This is a genomic window from Rufibacter ruber (genome assembly GCF_014138425.1).
In the GTDB taxonomy this organism is placed as follows: domain Bacteria; phylum Bacteroidota; class Bacteroidia; order Cytophagales; family Hymenobacteraceae; genus Nibribacter; species Nibribacter ruber_C.
Window position 1 is genome coordinate 50629 of the sequence record NZ_JACJIQ010000012.1, and the last position, 13793, is coordinate 64421.

The 13793-nt window shown below is 52.1% G+C and carries 17 protein-coding genes; 8 read left to right on the forward strand and 9 right to left on the reverse strand.

Annotation, left to right across the window (positions count from 1 at the left end; translation table 11 throughout):
* Positions 1–738 precede the first annotated feature (738 nt).
* Entirely contained in the window at positions 739–1380 is a 642-nt protein-coding gene (locus tag FHS90_RS14265) for a porin family protein (RefSeq protein WP_182513544.1), read from the reverse strand.
* 168 nt (positions 1381–1548) lie between these two features.
* On the opposite strand from FHS90_RS14265, the gene FHS90_RS14270 reads away from it, so the two are divergent.
* Positions 1549–2451 carry a histone deacetylase family protein gene (locus FHS90_RS14270; protein ID WP_182513545.1) on the forward strand — a complete coding sequence of 301 codons (903 nt, stop codon included), beginning with the start codon at positions 1549–1551 and terminating at the stop codon, positions 2449–2451.
* Positions 2452–2682: 231 nt separating this feature from the next.
* Here FHS90_RS14270 and FHS90_RS14275 read toward each other — a convergent pair whose 3' ends face one another.
* The 4 genes from FHS90_RS14275 to FHS90_RS14290 all read right to left on the reverse strand — a co-directional run bounded on the left by FHS90_RS14275 (position 2683) and on the right by FHS90_RS14290 (position 6544).
* Complete coding sequence (locus FHS90_RS14275) at positions 2683–2901, reverse strand: hypothetical protein (protein ID WP_066839791.1); 219 nt, start codon at positions 2899–2901, stop codon at positions 2683–2685.
* Positions 2902–3057: 156 nt separating this feature from the next.
* On the reverse strand, positions 3058–3789 hold the full coding sequence (locus FHS90_RS14280) for a methyltransferase domain-containing protein (protein WP_246387056.1): 732 nt from the start codon (positions 3787–3789) through the stop codon (positions 3058–3060).
* The gene (locus tag FHS90_RS14285) at positions 3782–4891 is read right to left on the reverse strand and encodes a type III polyketide synthase (RefSeq protein ID WP_182513546.1); all 1110 of its coding nucleotides are present in this window, start codon (positions 4889–4891) and stop codon (positions 3782–3784) included. The genes FHS90_RS14280 and FHS90_RS14285 overlap by 8 nt, the downstream gene beginning before the upstream one ends.
* Positions 4892–5425: 534 nt before the next feature.
* The gene (locus tag FHS90_RS14290) at positions 5426–6544 is read right to left on the reverse strand and encodes an NAD(P)/FAD-dependent oxidoreductase (protein ID WP_182513547.1); all 1119 of its coding nucleotides are present in this window, start codon (positions 6542–6544) and stop codon (positions 5426–5428) included.
* Between the two features lie 165 nt (positions 6545–6709).
* Between FHS90_RS14290 and FHS90_RS14295 the strand changes: the two genes are divergently transcribed.
* A complete protein-coding gene (locus FHS90_RS14295) occupies positions 6710–7078 on the forward strand; it encodes a T9SS type A sorting domain-containing protein (RefSeq protein WP_066839852.1) in 369 nt (122 codons plus the stop codon).
* Positions 7079–7971: 893 nt separating this feature from the next.
* On the opposite strand, the gene FHS90_RS14300 is transcribed toward FHS90_RS14295, so the two are convergent.
* From FHS90_RS14300 to FHS90_RS14315, 4 genes are all read right to left on the reverse strand, one after another.
* A complete protein-coding gene (locus FHS90_RS14300) occupies positions 7972–8229 on the reverse strand; it encodes a hypothetical protein (RefSeq protein WP_182513548.1) in 258 nt (85 codons plus the stop codon).
* A 330-nt stretch (positions 8230–8559) separates the two neighbouring features.
* Positions 8560–9171 carry a hypothetical protein gene (locus tag FHS90_RS14305; protein WP_182513549.1) on the reverse strand — a complete coding sequence of 204 codons (612 nt, stop codon included), beginning with the start codon at positions 9169–9171 and terminating at the stop codon, positions 8560–8562.
* A 134-nt stretch (positions 9172–9305) separates the two neighbouring features.
* On the reverse strand, positions 9306–9764 hold the full coding sequence (locus tag FHS90_RS14310) for a TerB family tellurite resistance protein (RefSeq protein WP_182513550.1): 459 nt from the start codon (positions 9762–9764) through the stop codon (positions 9306–9308).
* Positions 9765–9838: 74 nt separating this feature from the next.
* Entirely contained in the window at positions 9839–10576 is a 738-nt protein-coding gene (locus FHS90_RS14315; protein ID WP_182513551.1) for an XRE family transcriptional regulator, read from the reverse strand.
* A 106-nt stretch (positions 10577–10682) separates the two neighbouring features.
* On the opposite strand from FHS90_RS14315, the gene FHS90_RS14320 reads away from it, so the two are divergent.
* The 6 genes from FHS90_RS14320 (at position 10683) to FHS90_RS14345 (ending at position 13786) form a co-directional block, all read left to right on the forward strand.
* Positions 10683–10949, forward strand: coding sequence for a hypothetical protein (locus FHS90_RS14320; protein ID WP_182513552.1), 267 nt, complete (start codon positions 10683–10685; stop codon positions 10947–10949).
* A gap of 92 nt (positions 10950–11041) precedes the next feature.
* Positions 11042–11440, forward strand: coding sequence for a hypothetical protein (locus FHS90_RS14325; protein WP_182513553.1), 399 nt, complete (start codon positions 11042–11044; stop codon positions 11438–11440).
* Between the two features lie 31 nt (positions 11441–11471).
* Entirely contained in the window at positions 11472–11849 is a 378-nt protein-coding gene (locus FHS90_RS14330; protein WP_182513554.1) for a hypothetical protein, read from the forward strand.
* 2 nt (positions 11850–11851) lie between these two features.
* Positions 11852–12139, forward strand: a complete 288-nt coding sequence (locus FHS90_RS14335; RefSeq protein ID WP_182513555.1) for a hypothetical protein — start codon at positions 11852–11854, stop codon at positions 12137–12139.
* Positions 12140–12141: 2 nt separating this feature from the next.
* Positions 12142–12789 carry an acyl-ACP--UDP-N- acetylglucosamine O-acyltransferase gene (locus FHS90_RS14340; protein WP_182513556.1) on the forward strand — a complete coding sequence of 216 codons (648 nt, stop codon included), beginning with the start codon at positions 12142–12144 and terminating at the stop codon, positions 12787–12789.
* A gap of 121 nt (positions 12790–12910) precedes the next feature.
* Positions 12911–13786, forward strand: coding sequence for a PD-(D/E)XK nuclease-like domain-containing protein (locus FHS90_RS14345; RefSeq protein WP_182513557.1), 876 nt, complete (start codon positions 12911–12913; stop codon positions 13784–13786).
* The last annotated feature ends 7 nt before the right edge of the window (positions 13787–13793 follow it).

Genomic DNA, 13793 nt, shown 5'->3' on the forward strand with positions numbered 1-13793 from the left:
AAGCTTTCAGCTTCCATGGGGCGGCAGCCTCACATTACTTCTGCTTCTTCTGCCCCCTATGGCGCGGAAGTTACTTCCGTGCCTTCTAACTCCGGCTGATACTCACGCGCTGGCACGGGTCCCCAGACGCGTGCCTACTGATGACGGGCCGTCTCTGCCTGCCCTCGCGGCGCGGCGGCGAAACCAGGCATTGCTGCTTCATCCATGCTGAATTGCCTAAGATGAAAAGAAAGGACTCAAAACTCAGGACTCACTTAGATACTCCCCCTTTGAAGGGGGCGAAGGGGGATGTTTACACGTGCAGATCCACGCATGGCAGAGGTACGGCCACCCGTCATTTGCCCTACGCCTTGCAGATACTCCCTCCCGGGAGGGGGAGGGGTGGGTTCTACGCATGGCAAACACCTTACAGACCCTGGCTAATCTGGAGACTCGCCCCATCCCATAGCAAGAGACAAGAGCCTCGTGCGCGTTCTATAAACTAACACAAACAACTAACAGACAATCAGCAAATCATCAGACCCCGTAGCGGCTGCAGGAACTGCGAGCGTTTCTGTGCCAACTGCCTAAATAGACCACATCCTGTGAATCATGCCAATCCTGCATAGCCTGCTTCCGGCATATGCAGGGTGCGCTGCCTTACCACTTCTGCCGCTGCTAATGCGGGCACTTGCCGGTATAAAAAAAGGATGCCCCTAAGAGGAGCATCCTTTTCCCTAAACCCTTTATCTAAATCTTTTAAAAGCCTACGCCAACGTAGATCTGAAAGTTGCCAGCTTTGATATCGTTGAGGGCGCGATTGCCCGCTGCGGCGGTGTTGTCAAACTCTCCAATGTCTGCCAGGCTCAGGTAATAGCGGGCGCCCAGTCTAAGAAAGCTTAATCTGGCCTCCAGGCCGGCTGCGGCACCATAATCAAAGCTGTTGAAGCTGGACTTGTCAATTTCCTTGTCATCTTGTTTGACGGCCATGAGTACGCCTACCTGAGGGCCTACATGAAAACTCACGTTGTCTGTGAAATTCAAGACCGCCAACACGGGCACTTCAATGTAATCAAAGCGCATGCTGCCGCCGTCCGTCTTAGTTTCTTTGCGGGAGTACAGGGCCTCTGGCTGAATGGAAAAGAAACTGCCCAGGCTGAACTGGGAGTAGAAACCGGCGTGCCAGTTGGTGGCAGACTTGAGGCCGGGCAAGTCATCGGTGCCGTCGCCCCGCAGGTTGGTAAACAGGACCCCGCCTTTCACCCCGAAGCCGCTGTTGGTACGGGTAGGGGCAAATTCGCCTTCGCTGTGGTTGATCACGCCGCGGTTTAAAACGCGCTCCTGCGCCTGTGCTGCGTTGAACAGAAGGGCGCATATAGAAAGTAAAAACAGTTTTTTCATAGCAAGTGGTATTTTTGGTAATCAAAAGGCCCGGTTTCCGGTTATGGAATCAGGTTTCTCATTATACTTTCTCTTAGGCAGAATGTTGCGGCGGCATCTGGTTTGTAAACGTGGGCGTAGGCTGGCGGCAAGACCTGGGCGGTAACTTCTCTTATTCTAACCATACCCATGCTAAAAATTGCCTGGTCAGCAGAATACGCCCACCCGTTGCCCCAAGGGCACCGCTTCCCAATGCTCAAATATGAACTGCTGCCGGAGCAGCTGCTGTATGAAGGCACTGTTTCACAGGAGAACTTCTTCCAGCCGCAGCCCCTCCCAGAGGAGCGCATTCTGCGGGTGCATGACGCACGGTACTGGCAACGGCTGAGGCATCTGGAGTTAACCCTATCTGAAATCAGGAAAACCGGGTTTCCGCTGTCAGCGGAACTGGTGGACCGGGAAGTGCGCATCATGGGCGGTACCGTAGAGGCGGCGGTTTTTGCCCTGGAATTCGGCGTAGCCATGAACATAGCGGGCGGCACCCACCACGCCTTCACAGACCGGGGCGAAGGGTTCTGCCTGCTCAATGATATTGGCCTGGCGGCGCAGTATCTGCTGGATGAACAGAAGGCGCAGCAGGTGCTGGTGGTTGACTTAGACGTGCACCAGGGCAACGGCACGGCGCAGATGTTTGAGCACGAGCCGCGGGTGTTCACCTTCAGCATGCACGGGGGCAACAACTACCCGCTGCACAAAGAAACCTCTGACCTGGATGTGCCCTTGCCTGACGGGATTGAGGATGCGGGTTACCTGCAGCTGCTCCGGTACCACCTGCCTAGGCTGTTGGAGCAGGTAGAGCCAGACTTTGTGTTTTTCCAGAGCGGGGTAGATGTGCTGGCAACAGATAAGCTGGGCAAGCTGGGCCTCACCCACGCCGGTTGCAAAGAGCGTGACCGGCTGGTGCTGGAGCTGTGCCACCAGAACAGGGTTCCGGTCTGCGCCAGCATGGGCGGCGGTTACTCCACCCGCATTGCTGATATTGTAGAGGCCCACGCCAACACGTTCAGGCTGGCGCAGCAGATATTCTTTTAGGGTATCTTTCAGTTATTGGGTACCATGAGGGAGTTCCTGCTGCCGTAAAGCTGGTTAGAGCTTCCTGTTTGATACATGGAGCAGGCGTGAGCGTGTGCGGGAAGGGGAGCTAGCTCCCTGTTTTAGGGCTGTTTTCAGAAAAATAGCCCTAAAACGGCGGCACAGGCAGACGCTTTCATCCTGTACACCCTTCTTTCAGGAGTAACGCAAGACTCAAAACAGGTGACAATGCTAATCTCTGGTCTTGAGTTTGGTGCGGGGGCTCTGGAAGTTGCTGAAGGTGCGCTTGAGGGTAAGGTACACTACGGGCACCAGCAGGAGCACCAGCAGCAGGTAGATCATTACTTTCACAATCTTCAGGAACAGACTGATGACCATGGCGGAGAGAAGGATGGAGGCTATCAAGAGAAGCCAGAACTGGAGGGAGCTTTTGGAGGAACTTCGGCCCATGTTGGTAAAATTGGTGGAACATCTTTTCACCCTGCCTCTCTGGAACGGAGAAGAGGTGCGGTAGAAGCAATTGCTTCACAAAGAGAACGTTGGAGGGGCAGGATAAATTCTGCTGCGCCATCTTCTCCTTGATGAAGATACGAAAGTTTTTCTGTTTTAGCCCTGTTTTTCTGAAATGGGGCCCAAAACAAGCTGCCACCTGAACGCCCATCTCCAGCGCAGCCGGTACTGCTGAATGCCCGCCTGGGCCAGAATGCGCTGCCAGTCTGCCTTGGTAAACGCCCGCCGCACAGAGAGCGGCGCATCATTCTTCACCAGATAGGAGCGGGAAAAAAGTTGGGTGAGCGCTTTGATGGAGTAATACGCCAGCGGGTGGCGGTGAAGGTCATTGATGAGCACGGCCACCCGTACCTGCCGGCGCAGCTGCGCCAGCAGCGTGGCCAGCGCGGCATCTGTGAAGTGGTGCAGGAACAGGCTGCAGATGATTACGTCAAACTGTTCCCGCGCGAAGCCCTCTGAGAAAACATCGGCTTGCCGGTAACTAATCTCCCCATACTCCTGGCTGAGGTGGGCGCTGTAGCTGAGCATGAAAGGGTTGGCGTCTATGCCCACCAGCTCCACCGGCTGTCTGCGCTGGCGGGCCCAGCGCGCCACCATTCTGAGGGTGTCACCGCCGCCGCTGCCCAGGTCAGCTACTTTCAGGCTGTTTTCAGGAAAAGAGGCCAGAAACGGGTGCGCCAGAATCTCATCTAAGCCGTTGCGCACCACCTCATGCCCGCCCAGCCACTGGTTGATGATCTCCAGCTCCCTGAGGTTCTGGCGCAGGTCATCACTGGCCAGCGTGAGGTCATCCATGAGTTCTGGCTGGGTAGAACGCTCCCTAAACATGGTGCACGGTGAGTAACATAGATTCTAAGGTAAGGCCGGGGCCGAAGGCAAAACTGAGAATGGGCTCGTTCTGCTGCTGGGGCTGCAGCTCCAGCCAGAGGCTCTTGAGCACAAACAGCACCGTGGCCGAAGACATGTTGCCGAACTGGCGGAGTACGGCATAGGCGTGGCGGTTGTCTTCTCTGGTCAGGTGGAGCGCGTGCTCTATCACTTCCAGAATCTTCCTTCCGCCGGGGTGAATGGCAAAATGGGGCACCTCCTCCAGGCTGAGGTTGAGTTTCTGCAGCAGCTTTTGCGTGAGCTGCCCAATGCCCTGTTTGATCAGGGCGGGCACATACGAAGAGAGCGTCATCTCAAACCCGAAATCATTGATATGCCATGCCATCTCTTTCTGGCCAGAGGGGGCCAGGTCACAGTGAAACGCCTCTACCCGGAGCGTGAGGTCAGACAGCGGCTGCGCGCTCACCAGCACGGCGGCAGAGCCATCAGCAAACAGGGCGTTGGAGACCAGATGGTCACTTTCAGGGTGTTTCTGAAAGTGCAGGGTGCAGAGTTCAGTGCAGACAATGAGCACGCGGGCGTGGGCATCTGCGCGGCAAATGGCATCGGCGGCTTTTAGGGCGTTGAAGGCGGCGTAGCAGCCCATGAAATAGACGCACGTGCGCTGTACCTGCGCAGACAGCCCCAGCGCCTGCACCAGTTCAATGTCCAGCCCCGGGGCGTACATGCCGGTGCAGCTTACGGTGATCAAATGGGTGATACTGTCAACAGGGACCTGGGGCAGTTGGCGCAGGCAGTCCTGCGCCGCGGCCACTGAGAGCGGAAGCGCCGTCTCCTGAAACACCTGCATGCGCTGCCCCACCGTGGGGAAAGGCTCCAGCCCCGGGGTATTGGGGTAGAAGTCATAGTTGCCGTTCTCTCTGCCGTAGTCTGGCAGCACGGTGTGGCGCTGTTCAATGCCAGAGACGCGGTAAAGGGCTTTCAGTTTTCTGGTCTCCTGCTCCTCCAGCTGGAGCGCCTGCGCCATGAAATCAGCAATCTGTAGCTGAGGGTAAGCATGCGGGGGGTTGGCCGTGCCAATGGCGCAGAGGTAACTCTTCATATTCTAAGTATAAGCAAAAAGCGGCCAAGATGTTTAGGCTGTTGTGAGAAAGCTGTTGCAAGGGCATACTTAGAACCGCCGGTGCAGGTTGTGTCTGGGTTGATTTTGTCTTTAGGTGAGGGTGGAAGGGGTTGTGGTGCAATATGGTTGATGCCAAAGGAGATGTACTGGGTGAGGCGTGTAGTCCTACATGTATGCTTTTTCTATTGAAGCCCCACATCTAGTTGCGCGGGTTTTGTTTCCCCGTTTGAGTGGCAGGGCCATGATGATGCCAGCTTTGATGGGTTTGCAATCCTCAATTCTGGCACCTGCAGATCTGGAAACCGCCGCCCTGCCGCCAGAGTTGCAGAGCCCTAGGGTTGCCAATCCCCCCTTTCATATTTGCTCCGGAATTGCCAATCTGGAAGTGCGCCCTTTTTAATAGAACTTCAAAGGATGACGGGCACGGGTAAGCGGCATGGTCTGAGCGAAGGCTACTCTTACTGCTAGAGAAAAGACAGACGCCGTTTTAGGCCTGTTTTTCTGAAAACAGGCCTAAAACGGCTGGCCGTGCGTGCGTTGCATGATGGCTTTTACCGCAGCGGGTGCATGTTTCAGGCCGGCCACCGCCACCTCAGACAGGAACGGGTGCCCAAACAGCCGCTGCACCAGCCTTCCCGTCTTCAGCCTAAGGCCAAACTGCTGCTGCCACAGGCGGGTGTAATTGCCTTCCAGCTGGGCGCGGGTCTGGGTGCCGTGCAGGAAAAGGAGCACCTGCTCAGAGAGGATCTTGGCCGAGTGAATGGCCATGGCCATGCCGTTTCCGCAGAGCGGCGTGATCAGGCCGGCGGCGTCTCCGCTCATGAGCACGTGGTTCTCCACACAGGCTTTGGGGGCGAACGAGATTTCATTGATCACCTCGGGCTGGGCGTACAGGAACTGGCTGTTGGTGAAAATCTCCCGCAGGTGCGGATTCTTGCTTAACTCCTGTGCCTCCAGCTCTGCAAGGGTGCCGTAGTGCCTGAGGTTCTGCCGGGTGGTGAGGTAGCAGAAGCAGTACTTGTCTTCCTCAATGGCTGAGATTCCGGCGTAGCCGTCTTTGAAATTATGCAAAGAGATGACGTGTTTGGGCAGCTGGGTGCGCACGTGGTATTTCACCCCCAGGTACGGCGACCGCTCCTCAAAGAACTTCCGCTGCAGGCGGCGGTCCAGGGTGCTGCGTTTCCCGTAGGCGCCAAGCACCACCGGTGCCTGCAGCTGCTCTCCCGTTGACAAGGTTACCGTGAAGGCCTCTTCCTGAAAGGTGATGTTGGTAACGCTGGTTTTCAGCCTGAACTCTACCCCGCGGGCTTTGGCCAATTCATATAAATAGTGGTCCAGCGTAAACCGGCTCACCCCAAAACCGCCCAGATCCAGGGTGGTCTGCAGGGTGTTCCCTTTAGGGGACGACAGCTGAAACCGGGTCAGCTCAGCGGGTTGCAGCGCTGCCAGGTCAACCCCCAGCTGCTCTAAGAAAGGGCGCACCTCATTAGAGATGTATTCGCCGCAGACTTTATGAAACGGGTAGGTTTTCTTCTCCACCACCGTGACCTCTGCGCCCTGGCCTGATAGTTGCAGCGCACTTACCAGGCCAGCCAGGCCTCCGCCTACAATTACAGCTTTGCGGTGCTTCATGCGGTTGCTATGATGTTGTTGTTATAGTTCAATTTACAGGGTGTTTTTTTGCTTTTATTGCCTGTTTAATGTTTAAAAATGCAAAACTAAACAGATGAAAAATGCGTTATTGCTATGTACAGGCGCTGCCGCTCCTGTGATCATCTAAAGATTAACAAAAGACTTATGAAACAAACTATACTACTTTTTTTTGTTTGTCTCACCTTTTATCAGCTTCCGGCGCAGGTTAAAACCAGGCCGCTCCCCGCTGAACAGAAGGTAGAGGCAAAAGCAGAGGACGACGAGCGTTCTCTGTCTGTTTTCCCCAACCCCTCCAACGGTATCATCACGGTTTCGTTGGAAGGCTTTGAAAACAAGAAGACCGAGCTCCGCATTATGAATGTGATTGGCAATGTGGTGTACCAGGAGGTGGTGCAAGACCCTTCTGAGCGCTACACCAGAACCATTGATTTAAACAAATTAGCCAAAGGATTGTATTACGTAAAACTGGAAACGCCCACGTACAGCGAGGTCAGGAAAGTAGTTATTCGTTAGCTCTAAGCACACCATATATCTTAAGGCAAAACCCGCTGTGGTTTTGCCTTTTTCTTTTTATACCTACTGTGACCTGACCGCCTTGTTGGGGGAGGTAGGTTTCAGTTCGTGCTTTCTGTTCTTGGCCTGTTTTCTGAAAAACAGGCCAAGAACAGAAAGCAGGCTAGGGACCAAAGATATAACCGGGAGGCGAAATGGAGGTGCTTTTGAGAAAGCTTCTAATTAGCCCTGGTGTGGCAGGCGGGAGGGCTGGCTTGGTGTACCGGTACTGCTATGACGAACAAAAAAATTGGCTGGGGAGAAACAGCTTTTTGCTTACCCTGCTTTTGAATTTACAGGCTAGTAGGCCTTCACTGGTGAAGCAGTAGACCGGTCATGGCCGCTTCAAAAGGCGAGAAGCACCGGAGATCTTGTGCTAGTAGCTAAGAGCATGTTTAAATTTGTCTTTTGCGCTGCAAACGGGTATCAAAAGAACCTGACTTCGCGGTTGACTCGCACCATAGCGGGGCGTATGCTGCTCAAAAAACGCTTCGCCAGAACCTTTCGCTCCCCGGTTTCGCTTGCAAAATCAAAATAAAACAAGCTCTAAGAAGGTGTCAGGAGATGACTGGGAATGTAAACCTAAATAAATCGCTGCCGGTGGGTTGGAAAGGGCAGGGAGTACACGGTTGGCGTACTCCCTGTCCGTTTTGTGGCCCCGACGGGGGCTGAAACAGCATTGATTTACAGTTACTTGTAAAACGCATGTAAAAAGGGGAAGGATGGGGGAGCGCTTTTAAACGGAAAACCCCAGCCGCTGGGGCCGGGGTTTATGTTCCTTCCGAGAACATGCGCCGCCGGAACATGGCCGGGGCACATGACAAATATACGCATAAATACTGAAAAGGGAAAAGCTAGTTCAGGCTGCAGGTAATCGGGTGCGGGTGCAGCAGCGCATGCAGGTGCCAATAGGTGCTGATGCCTTCCTCGGCGCTGGCGAACCGGGAGGTGATCAGGTCAATGGCTTTGGGCGTGTTGACCCAGACCCGGAGCAGGATCTCCCGCCCGCCCTTCTCTGGCCCGTTGAAGAAATCCACCTTGTAGATGTTGTCGATGTTCAAAAGTATGGGCAAGGCGCTGCCCTGCTGCGGGAGCTGAATGAATTTTGGCATGGCTTGGAAATTAGGGGTTATGTGATTGACCTTTAACTTTTTATTTCGTACTTTGTGGTATGTTATTGAAGCGGTTAAACTTACTATTTACCGGTTTCTCCTTAATAGGCAGCCTAATGTCAATGGTTTGGGGAGGCGTTATGATTGTTCTGGGTGTTTCACTCAGTTACGGCTATGAATTAAACCTAAGCGTGCCGCCTGTTTTTTCAAGAATAGCGCTGCCAGTATTAGAGGTTAATTCCTTTTGGCTTCCCACAGCTGCGATAGTGGCAGGTTTATATACTATTTTATACAGCATTCGCTCCCTTCATGCACTATATGTGAAACACATCAAGGCTTCCCGTTCTCCTTTCTTTTACTAAGCTGTATCGCTGGCCTCAAGTTGATCTCTCCTTTCGCAGTAGGATTGGTGATATAATAGTTGTTGATAATATTGGTCGTGTTGCCCGCGGGCTCCTTTGAAGACATTTGACCAAGCGCCTGAAGTATTAAGCCTATTATGGTCAGAATCAGCGTGCTTCTTTCAAAAGAAGACATACTGCTGAATGCCTTCTTAATATCCGATTGCAGCTTGGGGTTTTCGAGAACCTTCTTTATTTCCGGGCTAATCTTGCCAGCTTCTTTAATAAAGTTTTCGCTGCTCATTGCTAGGTTAAGGCTCCAGAGTTCTTGCAATTTTGAAACAACCCTTATTTCAGACAAAGCCTCATATGTTGATTGAGGCCCACTCCTTAATACTACAAGGTTGTCTTCTACAAAATCATATGTGCCTTCCAGCACCCTCACCGCTGCCCCACAATCAACACAGGGATTGTCAAGGAAATAGTTGTAAAGTTCCTGGTCAGGCAAAGGGCCGCTGCTCAATTCAAAATTCACCCCAGTAACCGTATTGCAGGTTGGGTTTATGCACATTGCCCAAAGCTTTTCTCTTAGCTCATTCATGTTAAAATATAATATTGTTTAGATATACCCTCGGCAAAACACCCGGAAACGTTGCACTATTCTAACTCTGTTAAATTGCACGGAGTTGTTGTTTCCGGCCTGTTTTCAGAAAAGCAGGCCGGAAACACTGGTAACTAAAATTGAATAGCGTTGCCTTTATTTTTGATTAGAATAACCTCAACAATTTTCATTGCTGTTTCTGGAGCTAGTTCAAGGGCGGGAGACAAATAATCAATAATTTCTTTTTCCTTGTCTTCTAATATCCCGTCTGCTAAAAGCAACTCTAGTGTTAGGGCGAATAGGGTCGGTCTATTTTCAGCTGGCACTTTAGAAACGCAGCTATCAATCAATTCTTTGCTGCCTGCCTTTTTATGAAACAAGGCAACATTTCTATAATAGTCTACGATTTTATGACCCTTAAACATAGACTTGTAAACAACCGTCCTAGAAAGGGTTTCAATCTCAGATTCAGAAACATCTCCATCAACGGCAATGCAGCCATACATAACACCCACCCAAGCCTCTTGCTCATTCTTAGGTGAAAAATTTACTTTTTCCTGTACTGTGCTGAATAGTTTGTCAAATAGACCCATGATTAAATAGTTTAAGTGAATAATAATTAAGACATACTTTAATTTTTAACTCATGCTGTTTATCCTGATGCTGGCTAAACTAGCCTTACAATAGCTTTTACTGCTGCCATTGCCCGAACCTTTGACAAATGAACGTGGGTGTCTGGGTGGTGCTTTTCATTATAGCTTACCAGGTTGATATATTCTTCGCCTTTCTCAGACTTCTTTACATATTTCACCACCACCCGCTCCCGGTAAGGGGTGCTCATGTCTACCACATAGATTTCCCCGAAGTCAATTTCATCTGGAATATCCATTAGAGGCTGGAACGCCACCATGTCGCCCTGTTTTATTAAAGGGTACATGCTATCTCCTTTAACATATATGGCGCCCTGGCATCGTGGCATGTTGGGAATGTGGATGTAGCCTAAGATGTTATTGGTGCTATTGTACAGGGCGTTCAGTCCTGCGGCGGCGGTAATATCATAAAGAGGAATGTCTTGTTCATCAAGCCTCTTTGATCCGTTACTCACAAATTCTTCATGCACTTCAGCATTAACATAATCGCTTGACCTTTCCATTGGTTCTTCACCTTTAATAAGCCAGTCTAAATTATCCACACCTCTAATCAAGTAATCCAAGCTCATACCATAGGATTCAGATATTTTTAACAAATGGTTAACATCTGGATTGTTTTTGCCTCTTAAAAGTTTCCCTACTCCAGGTACAGACATTCCTAAAAGATCAGCTAGAGCTGTTTGAGAAATATTTTTTTCCTCAATGTAATTTATAACGCGCTGGTTTATTGGGTTTTCTGACCGAAGTTTAGCCATCAGTTAAAATTTCCTTAATTTTTTTGTAACCAATAGTTTGTTTTTTAACTATAGGTTAATACCTTTACATCATCAACATCAACAAATAGCAAAATAGCAGAAAGAAATGGAGAAGACAACAACCAGCAGACCGATTCGGGATTTGATGCCTGAGGGGTTCACGGCCACCATCTCTGAGAAGCACGGGGTAGACCCGTCTTACGTGAGCAGGGTGGTAACACAGGAGCAGAGAAGCTCCTATATCTGGCCGTCCATCGAAGACCTCGCGGTCTTGACTGATAAGAAGGCATACGCTGAGAGAATCAAATTTCTGGAGAAGCGGGACAAAGCCAAGCAGGCGTTGAAACAGGCCCAGAGAAGAGCGGCCGCTTAAAGAAAACAGTAGGGAGTAGCGGCGGAGAAACCCGACAGATACCCAGATAACGCAGAGCAGATCACAAGGTTTCACCTCACAGCAAAAAAGTTATGAACGCGCAGATAATCCAGAAGCCCGGCCCCACATGGACCCTCAATGCCGAGATTCCCGCCTTCACAGAGAAGGAGCTGGACACTTTTGTAAAGCAGGGGCTGGCGGCTGCCACCTCCAAGCTTGTGGAGCAGCTCATAACCGATGCAGTTCGCGCCGCAGCCTGCGTGAAGGTGAGCAAAGCGGCCCGTCTCCTGGACATCCAGACAGTGGAAACGGTCCGCGGTTACGGCAAGCTCCCGCCGAAGCACCCCAAGTACCTGCCCATTATCCCCGGAGAGAGCGCGGTGATGGACAAGGTGAGGCTCACCGACCTGATTGCCTGGTGCGAGCGGAACAGCCAGCCGGGCGCAAAGGACAAGATCACCGCCTTCGAGGCCAAGACAGCAAAACATTAACCCATTTATAACCCCCTAACCTTCCGAGAATATGTTTACCAACCCCACCTCCCATTTTGAATTCTCCACCAGTTACGAGCAGGAGCCGGAGACTACCATGCAGCCTACGCGGGTTTCGTTTGATGCAGAGCAGCGCATCGACCACTACACCGCCCAGCTTAACAAGGAGCTAAAGAGGCTCCACAATTCCGCCACCCGGCCGTCTATCTCGTGTGCCGAGGAGCTGGAGGACTTCCTGCTGAAGGAGTCGCTGGACCCTATCAAGAAGATGGCCAAGGAGGAGGCCCACGGCGCCAACTCTGAGGTAGCCGACGCGGCCCGCAGATACGGCTATGCCTACTGCATCATACTGGCCACTAACCCCACACTGCCCATCAAAAAACGCAAACCATCATTTAACGTCGCCTGACCATGGATCAGAATTACACCAGCCAAGAGCTTGCGAAGCGTCTGCACGACTTAACTCACCGCCTGCCCGGCTTTAAGTACTGCAATGCGGAAACACAAACCACCGTGGTGGCAGACGGGCAGGAGTGGCATTGGGTCAAACTCTCCTTCTGGGCGATTAAGGGGCTTAGATCCGTCGGCCATGTGCCTTTCAAGACCCAGCAGGAGGCTATTGACAATGCTTTCCTGGAGCTGGAAGCAGTGATGAAAAGAGCAAGCAGAATCCCACACTTTAAAGCGCAAGCAGCATAGCCATGAGAACCATCTTTTTACGTGACGAGAATTACAGCTGGCAGCAGTTCCAGTTTGAGAATAGCATCACCGAATTGGCAGAGGAATTAGCCAAGCGGAATATAAGCATCGGGTACGGTGCCAGCATCGGGGACGATGCCAGCATCGGGTACGGTGCCAGCATCGGGGACGATGCCAGCATCGGGTACGGTGCCAGCATCGGGAACGGTGCCAGCATCGGGGACCGTGCCAGCATCGGGTACGGTGCCAGCATCGGGTACGGTGCCAGCATCGGGAACGGTGCCAGCATCGGGAACCGTGCCAGCATCGGGGACGATGCCAGCATCGGGTACGGTGCCAGCATCGGGAACGGTGCCAGCATCGGGAACCGTGCCAGCATCGGGGTAAGAAGTAAAGTTGACGCTGAAACTAAGCTTATCACAGGCTTCTACATAAACGGCTCCAAACATGCTGTCACTTATGTTGGCAACGGCAAAATCTCATGCGGCTGTCATACGCACACTATTGATGAGTGGGAGAAAAACTACACTTCTATCGCCCTCCTGGAGGGATATTCCGAAGAGGTTGTGCAGGAATACCTTGTGTATTTCTCCCTTATCAAACAGTTCCATGAGGCGTTTTGTAAAATTGAAGCAACTGAGCCCGCCTAGCCATGAGAACGCGCCAAATACTCCGCAACCCCATGGCCTTCACCGGCAAGCTGAAAGACCTGCCCGGCTTCCTGGCCAAGATGAAAACAGTAATACCCATCACCTTTAGCAATATCTAACCATGCAAATCATAGACAGAGTTATTGAAGAGCGCGCACTGGTGCAGAGAGACACCAATGCCGAGTACCACGCCAAGCGTGACTACATCAACGCCTCCGGCCTGAAGACCATCATTCAGAAATCCCCTTTCCACCTGGCGAACGCGGAGGAGAAAGAACCAACGCCCGCCATGTTGTTCGGAACCGCTTACCACACCTACGTGCTGGAGCCGCTTGACTTCCTGGATCAATACTGGAGCCTGGACCTTAGCAAGAAACCCGAGCCGCTGCAGGACTTCCGAAACACCAAAAACAAGGAATGGAAAGCCTCCCAGGAAGCGAAGAACACAGGCAAAACGCTAATCTCCAATGAAGACATTCTGCGGTTGGTAGCCATGAAAGACGTGCTCTTTGCAAACCCCACCATCGCGGGTTTTCTGATTGACGGTGACTATGAGCTATCACATTACCATGAGGACTTCTACGGCGCCAGGGTTCGCGTGCGGCCTGACTACCTGAAGCCAAAGGTGATTGTGGACCTTAAGACATGCGAGGACGCGTCGCCGGAAGGCTTCGCCCGGCAATGCCACAACTTCGGCTACCACATCCAGGCCGCCTTATACACCGATGTGCTGGAAAGCATTTATGGCGTGTCCCGCAAGTTCGTCTTCATCTGTCAGGAGAAAACCTATCCCTATGCCGCGCAGGCTTATGCCGCCTCAGACAGCATGATTGAGCAGGGGCGCTACGAGTACAGCCTGGCCCTTGAAACCTATAAGAAGTGCCTTGCAACTGGCGAATGGCCGGGGTATGAGATGTACGCCCAGCCAGAAATGCGAGGCCTCATTGAACTGGACCTGCCTACTTGGGCATACCGTGAATCAAAACTTTCAGCTTAGATAATTA

What these genes read in the sequence shown, in the direction of transcription:
- FHS90_RS14265 (WP_182513544.1), bottom strand. Translation starts at nt 1,380, where the DNA reads ATGAAAAAACTGTTTTTACTTTCTATATGCGCCCTTCTGTTCAACGCA.
- FHS90_RS14270 (WP_182513545.1), top strand. Translation starts at nt 1,549, where the DNA reads ATGCTAAAAATTGCCTGGTCAGCAGAATACGCCCACCCGTTGCCCCAA.
- FHS90_RS14275 (WP_066839791.1), bottom strand. Translation starts at nt 2,901, where the DNA reads ATGGGCCGAAGTTCCTCCAAAAGCTCCCTCCAGTTCTGGCTTCTCTTG.
- FHS90_RS14280 (WP_246387056.1), bottom strand. Translation starts at nt 3,789, where the DNA reads ATGTTTAGGGAGCGTTCTACCCAGCCAGAACTCATGGATGACCTCACG.
- FHS90_RS14285 (WP_182513546.1), bottom strand. Translation starts at nt 4,891, where the DNA reads ATGAAGAGTTACCTCTGCGCCATTGGCACGGCCAACCCCCCGCATGCT.
- FHS90_RS14290 (WP_182513547.1), bottom strand. Translation starts at nt 6,544, where the DNA reads ATGAAGCACCGCAAAGCTGTAATTGTAGGCGGAGGCCTGGCTGGCCTG.
- FHS90_RS14295 (WP_066839852.1), top strand. Translation starts at nt 6,710, where the DNA reads ATGAAACAAACTATACTACTTTTTTTTGTTTGTCTCACCTTTTATCAG.
- FHS90_RS14300 (WP_182513548.1), bottom strand. Translation starts at nt 8,229, where the DNA reads ATGCCAAAATTCATTCAGCTCCCGCAGCAGGGCAGCGCCTTGCCCATA.
- FHS90_RS14305 (WP_182513549.1), bottom strand. Translation starts at nt 9,171, where the DNA reads ATGAATGAGCTAAGAGAAAAGCTTTGGGCAATGTGCATAAACCCAACC.
- FHS90_RS14310 (WP_182513550.1), bottom strand. Translation starts at nt 9,764, where the DNA reads ATGGGTCTATTTGACAAACTATTCAGCACAGTACAGGAAAAAGTAAAT.
- FHS90_RS14315 (WP_182513551.1), bottom strand. Translation starts at nt 10,576, where the DNA reads ATGGCTAAACTTCGGTCAGAAAACCCAATAAACCAGCGCGTTATAAAT.
- FHS90_RS14320 (WP_182513552.1), top strand. Translation starts at nt 10,683, where the DNA reads ATGGAGAAGACAACAACCAGCAGACCGATTCGGGATTTGATGCCTGAG.
- FHS90_RS14325 (WP_182513553.1), top strand. Translation starts at nt 11,042, where the DNA reads ATGAACGCGCAGATAATCCAGAAGCCCGGCCCCACATGGACCCTCAAT.
- FHS90_RS14330 (WP_182513554.1), top strand. Translation starts at nt 11,472, where the DNA reads ATGTTTACCAACCCCACCTCCCATTTTGAATTCTCCACCAGTTACGAG.
- FHS90_RS14335 (WP_182513555.1), top strand. Translation starts at nt 11,852, where the DNA reads ATGGATCAGAATTACACCAGCCAAGAGCTTGCGAAGCGTCTGCACGAC.
- FHS90_RS14340 (WP_182513556.1), top strand. Translation starts at nt 12,142, where the DNA reads ATGAGAACCATCTTTTTACGTGACGAGAATTACAGCTGGCAGCAGTTC.
- FHS90_RS14345 (WP_182513557.1), top strand. Translation starts at nt 12,911, where the DNA reads ATGCAAATCATAGACAGAGTTATTGAAGAGCGCGCACTGGTGCAGAGA.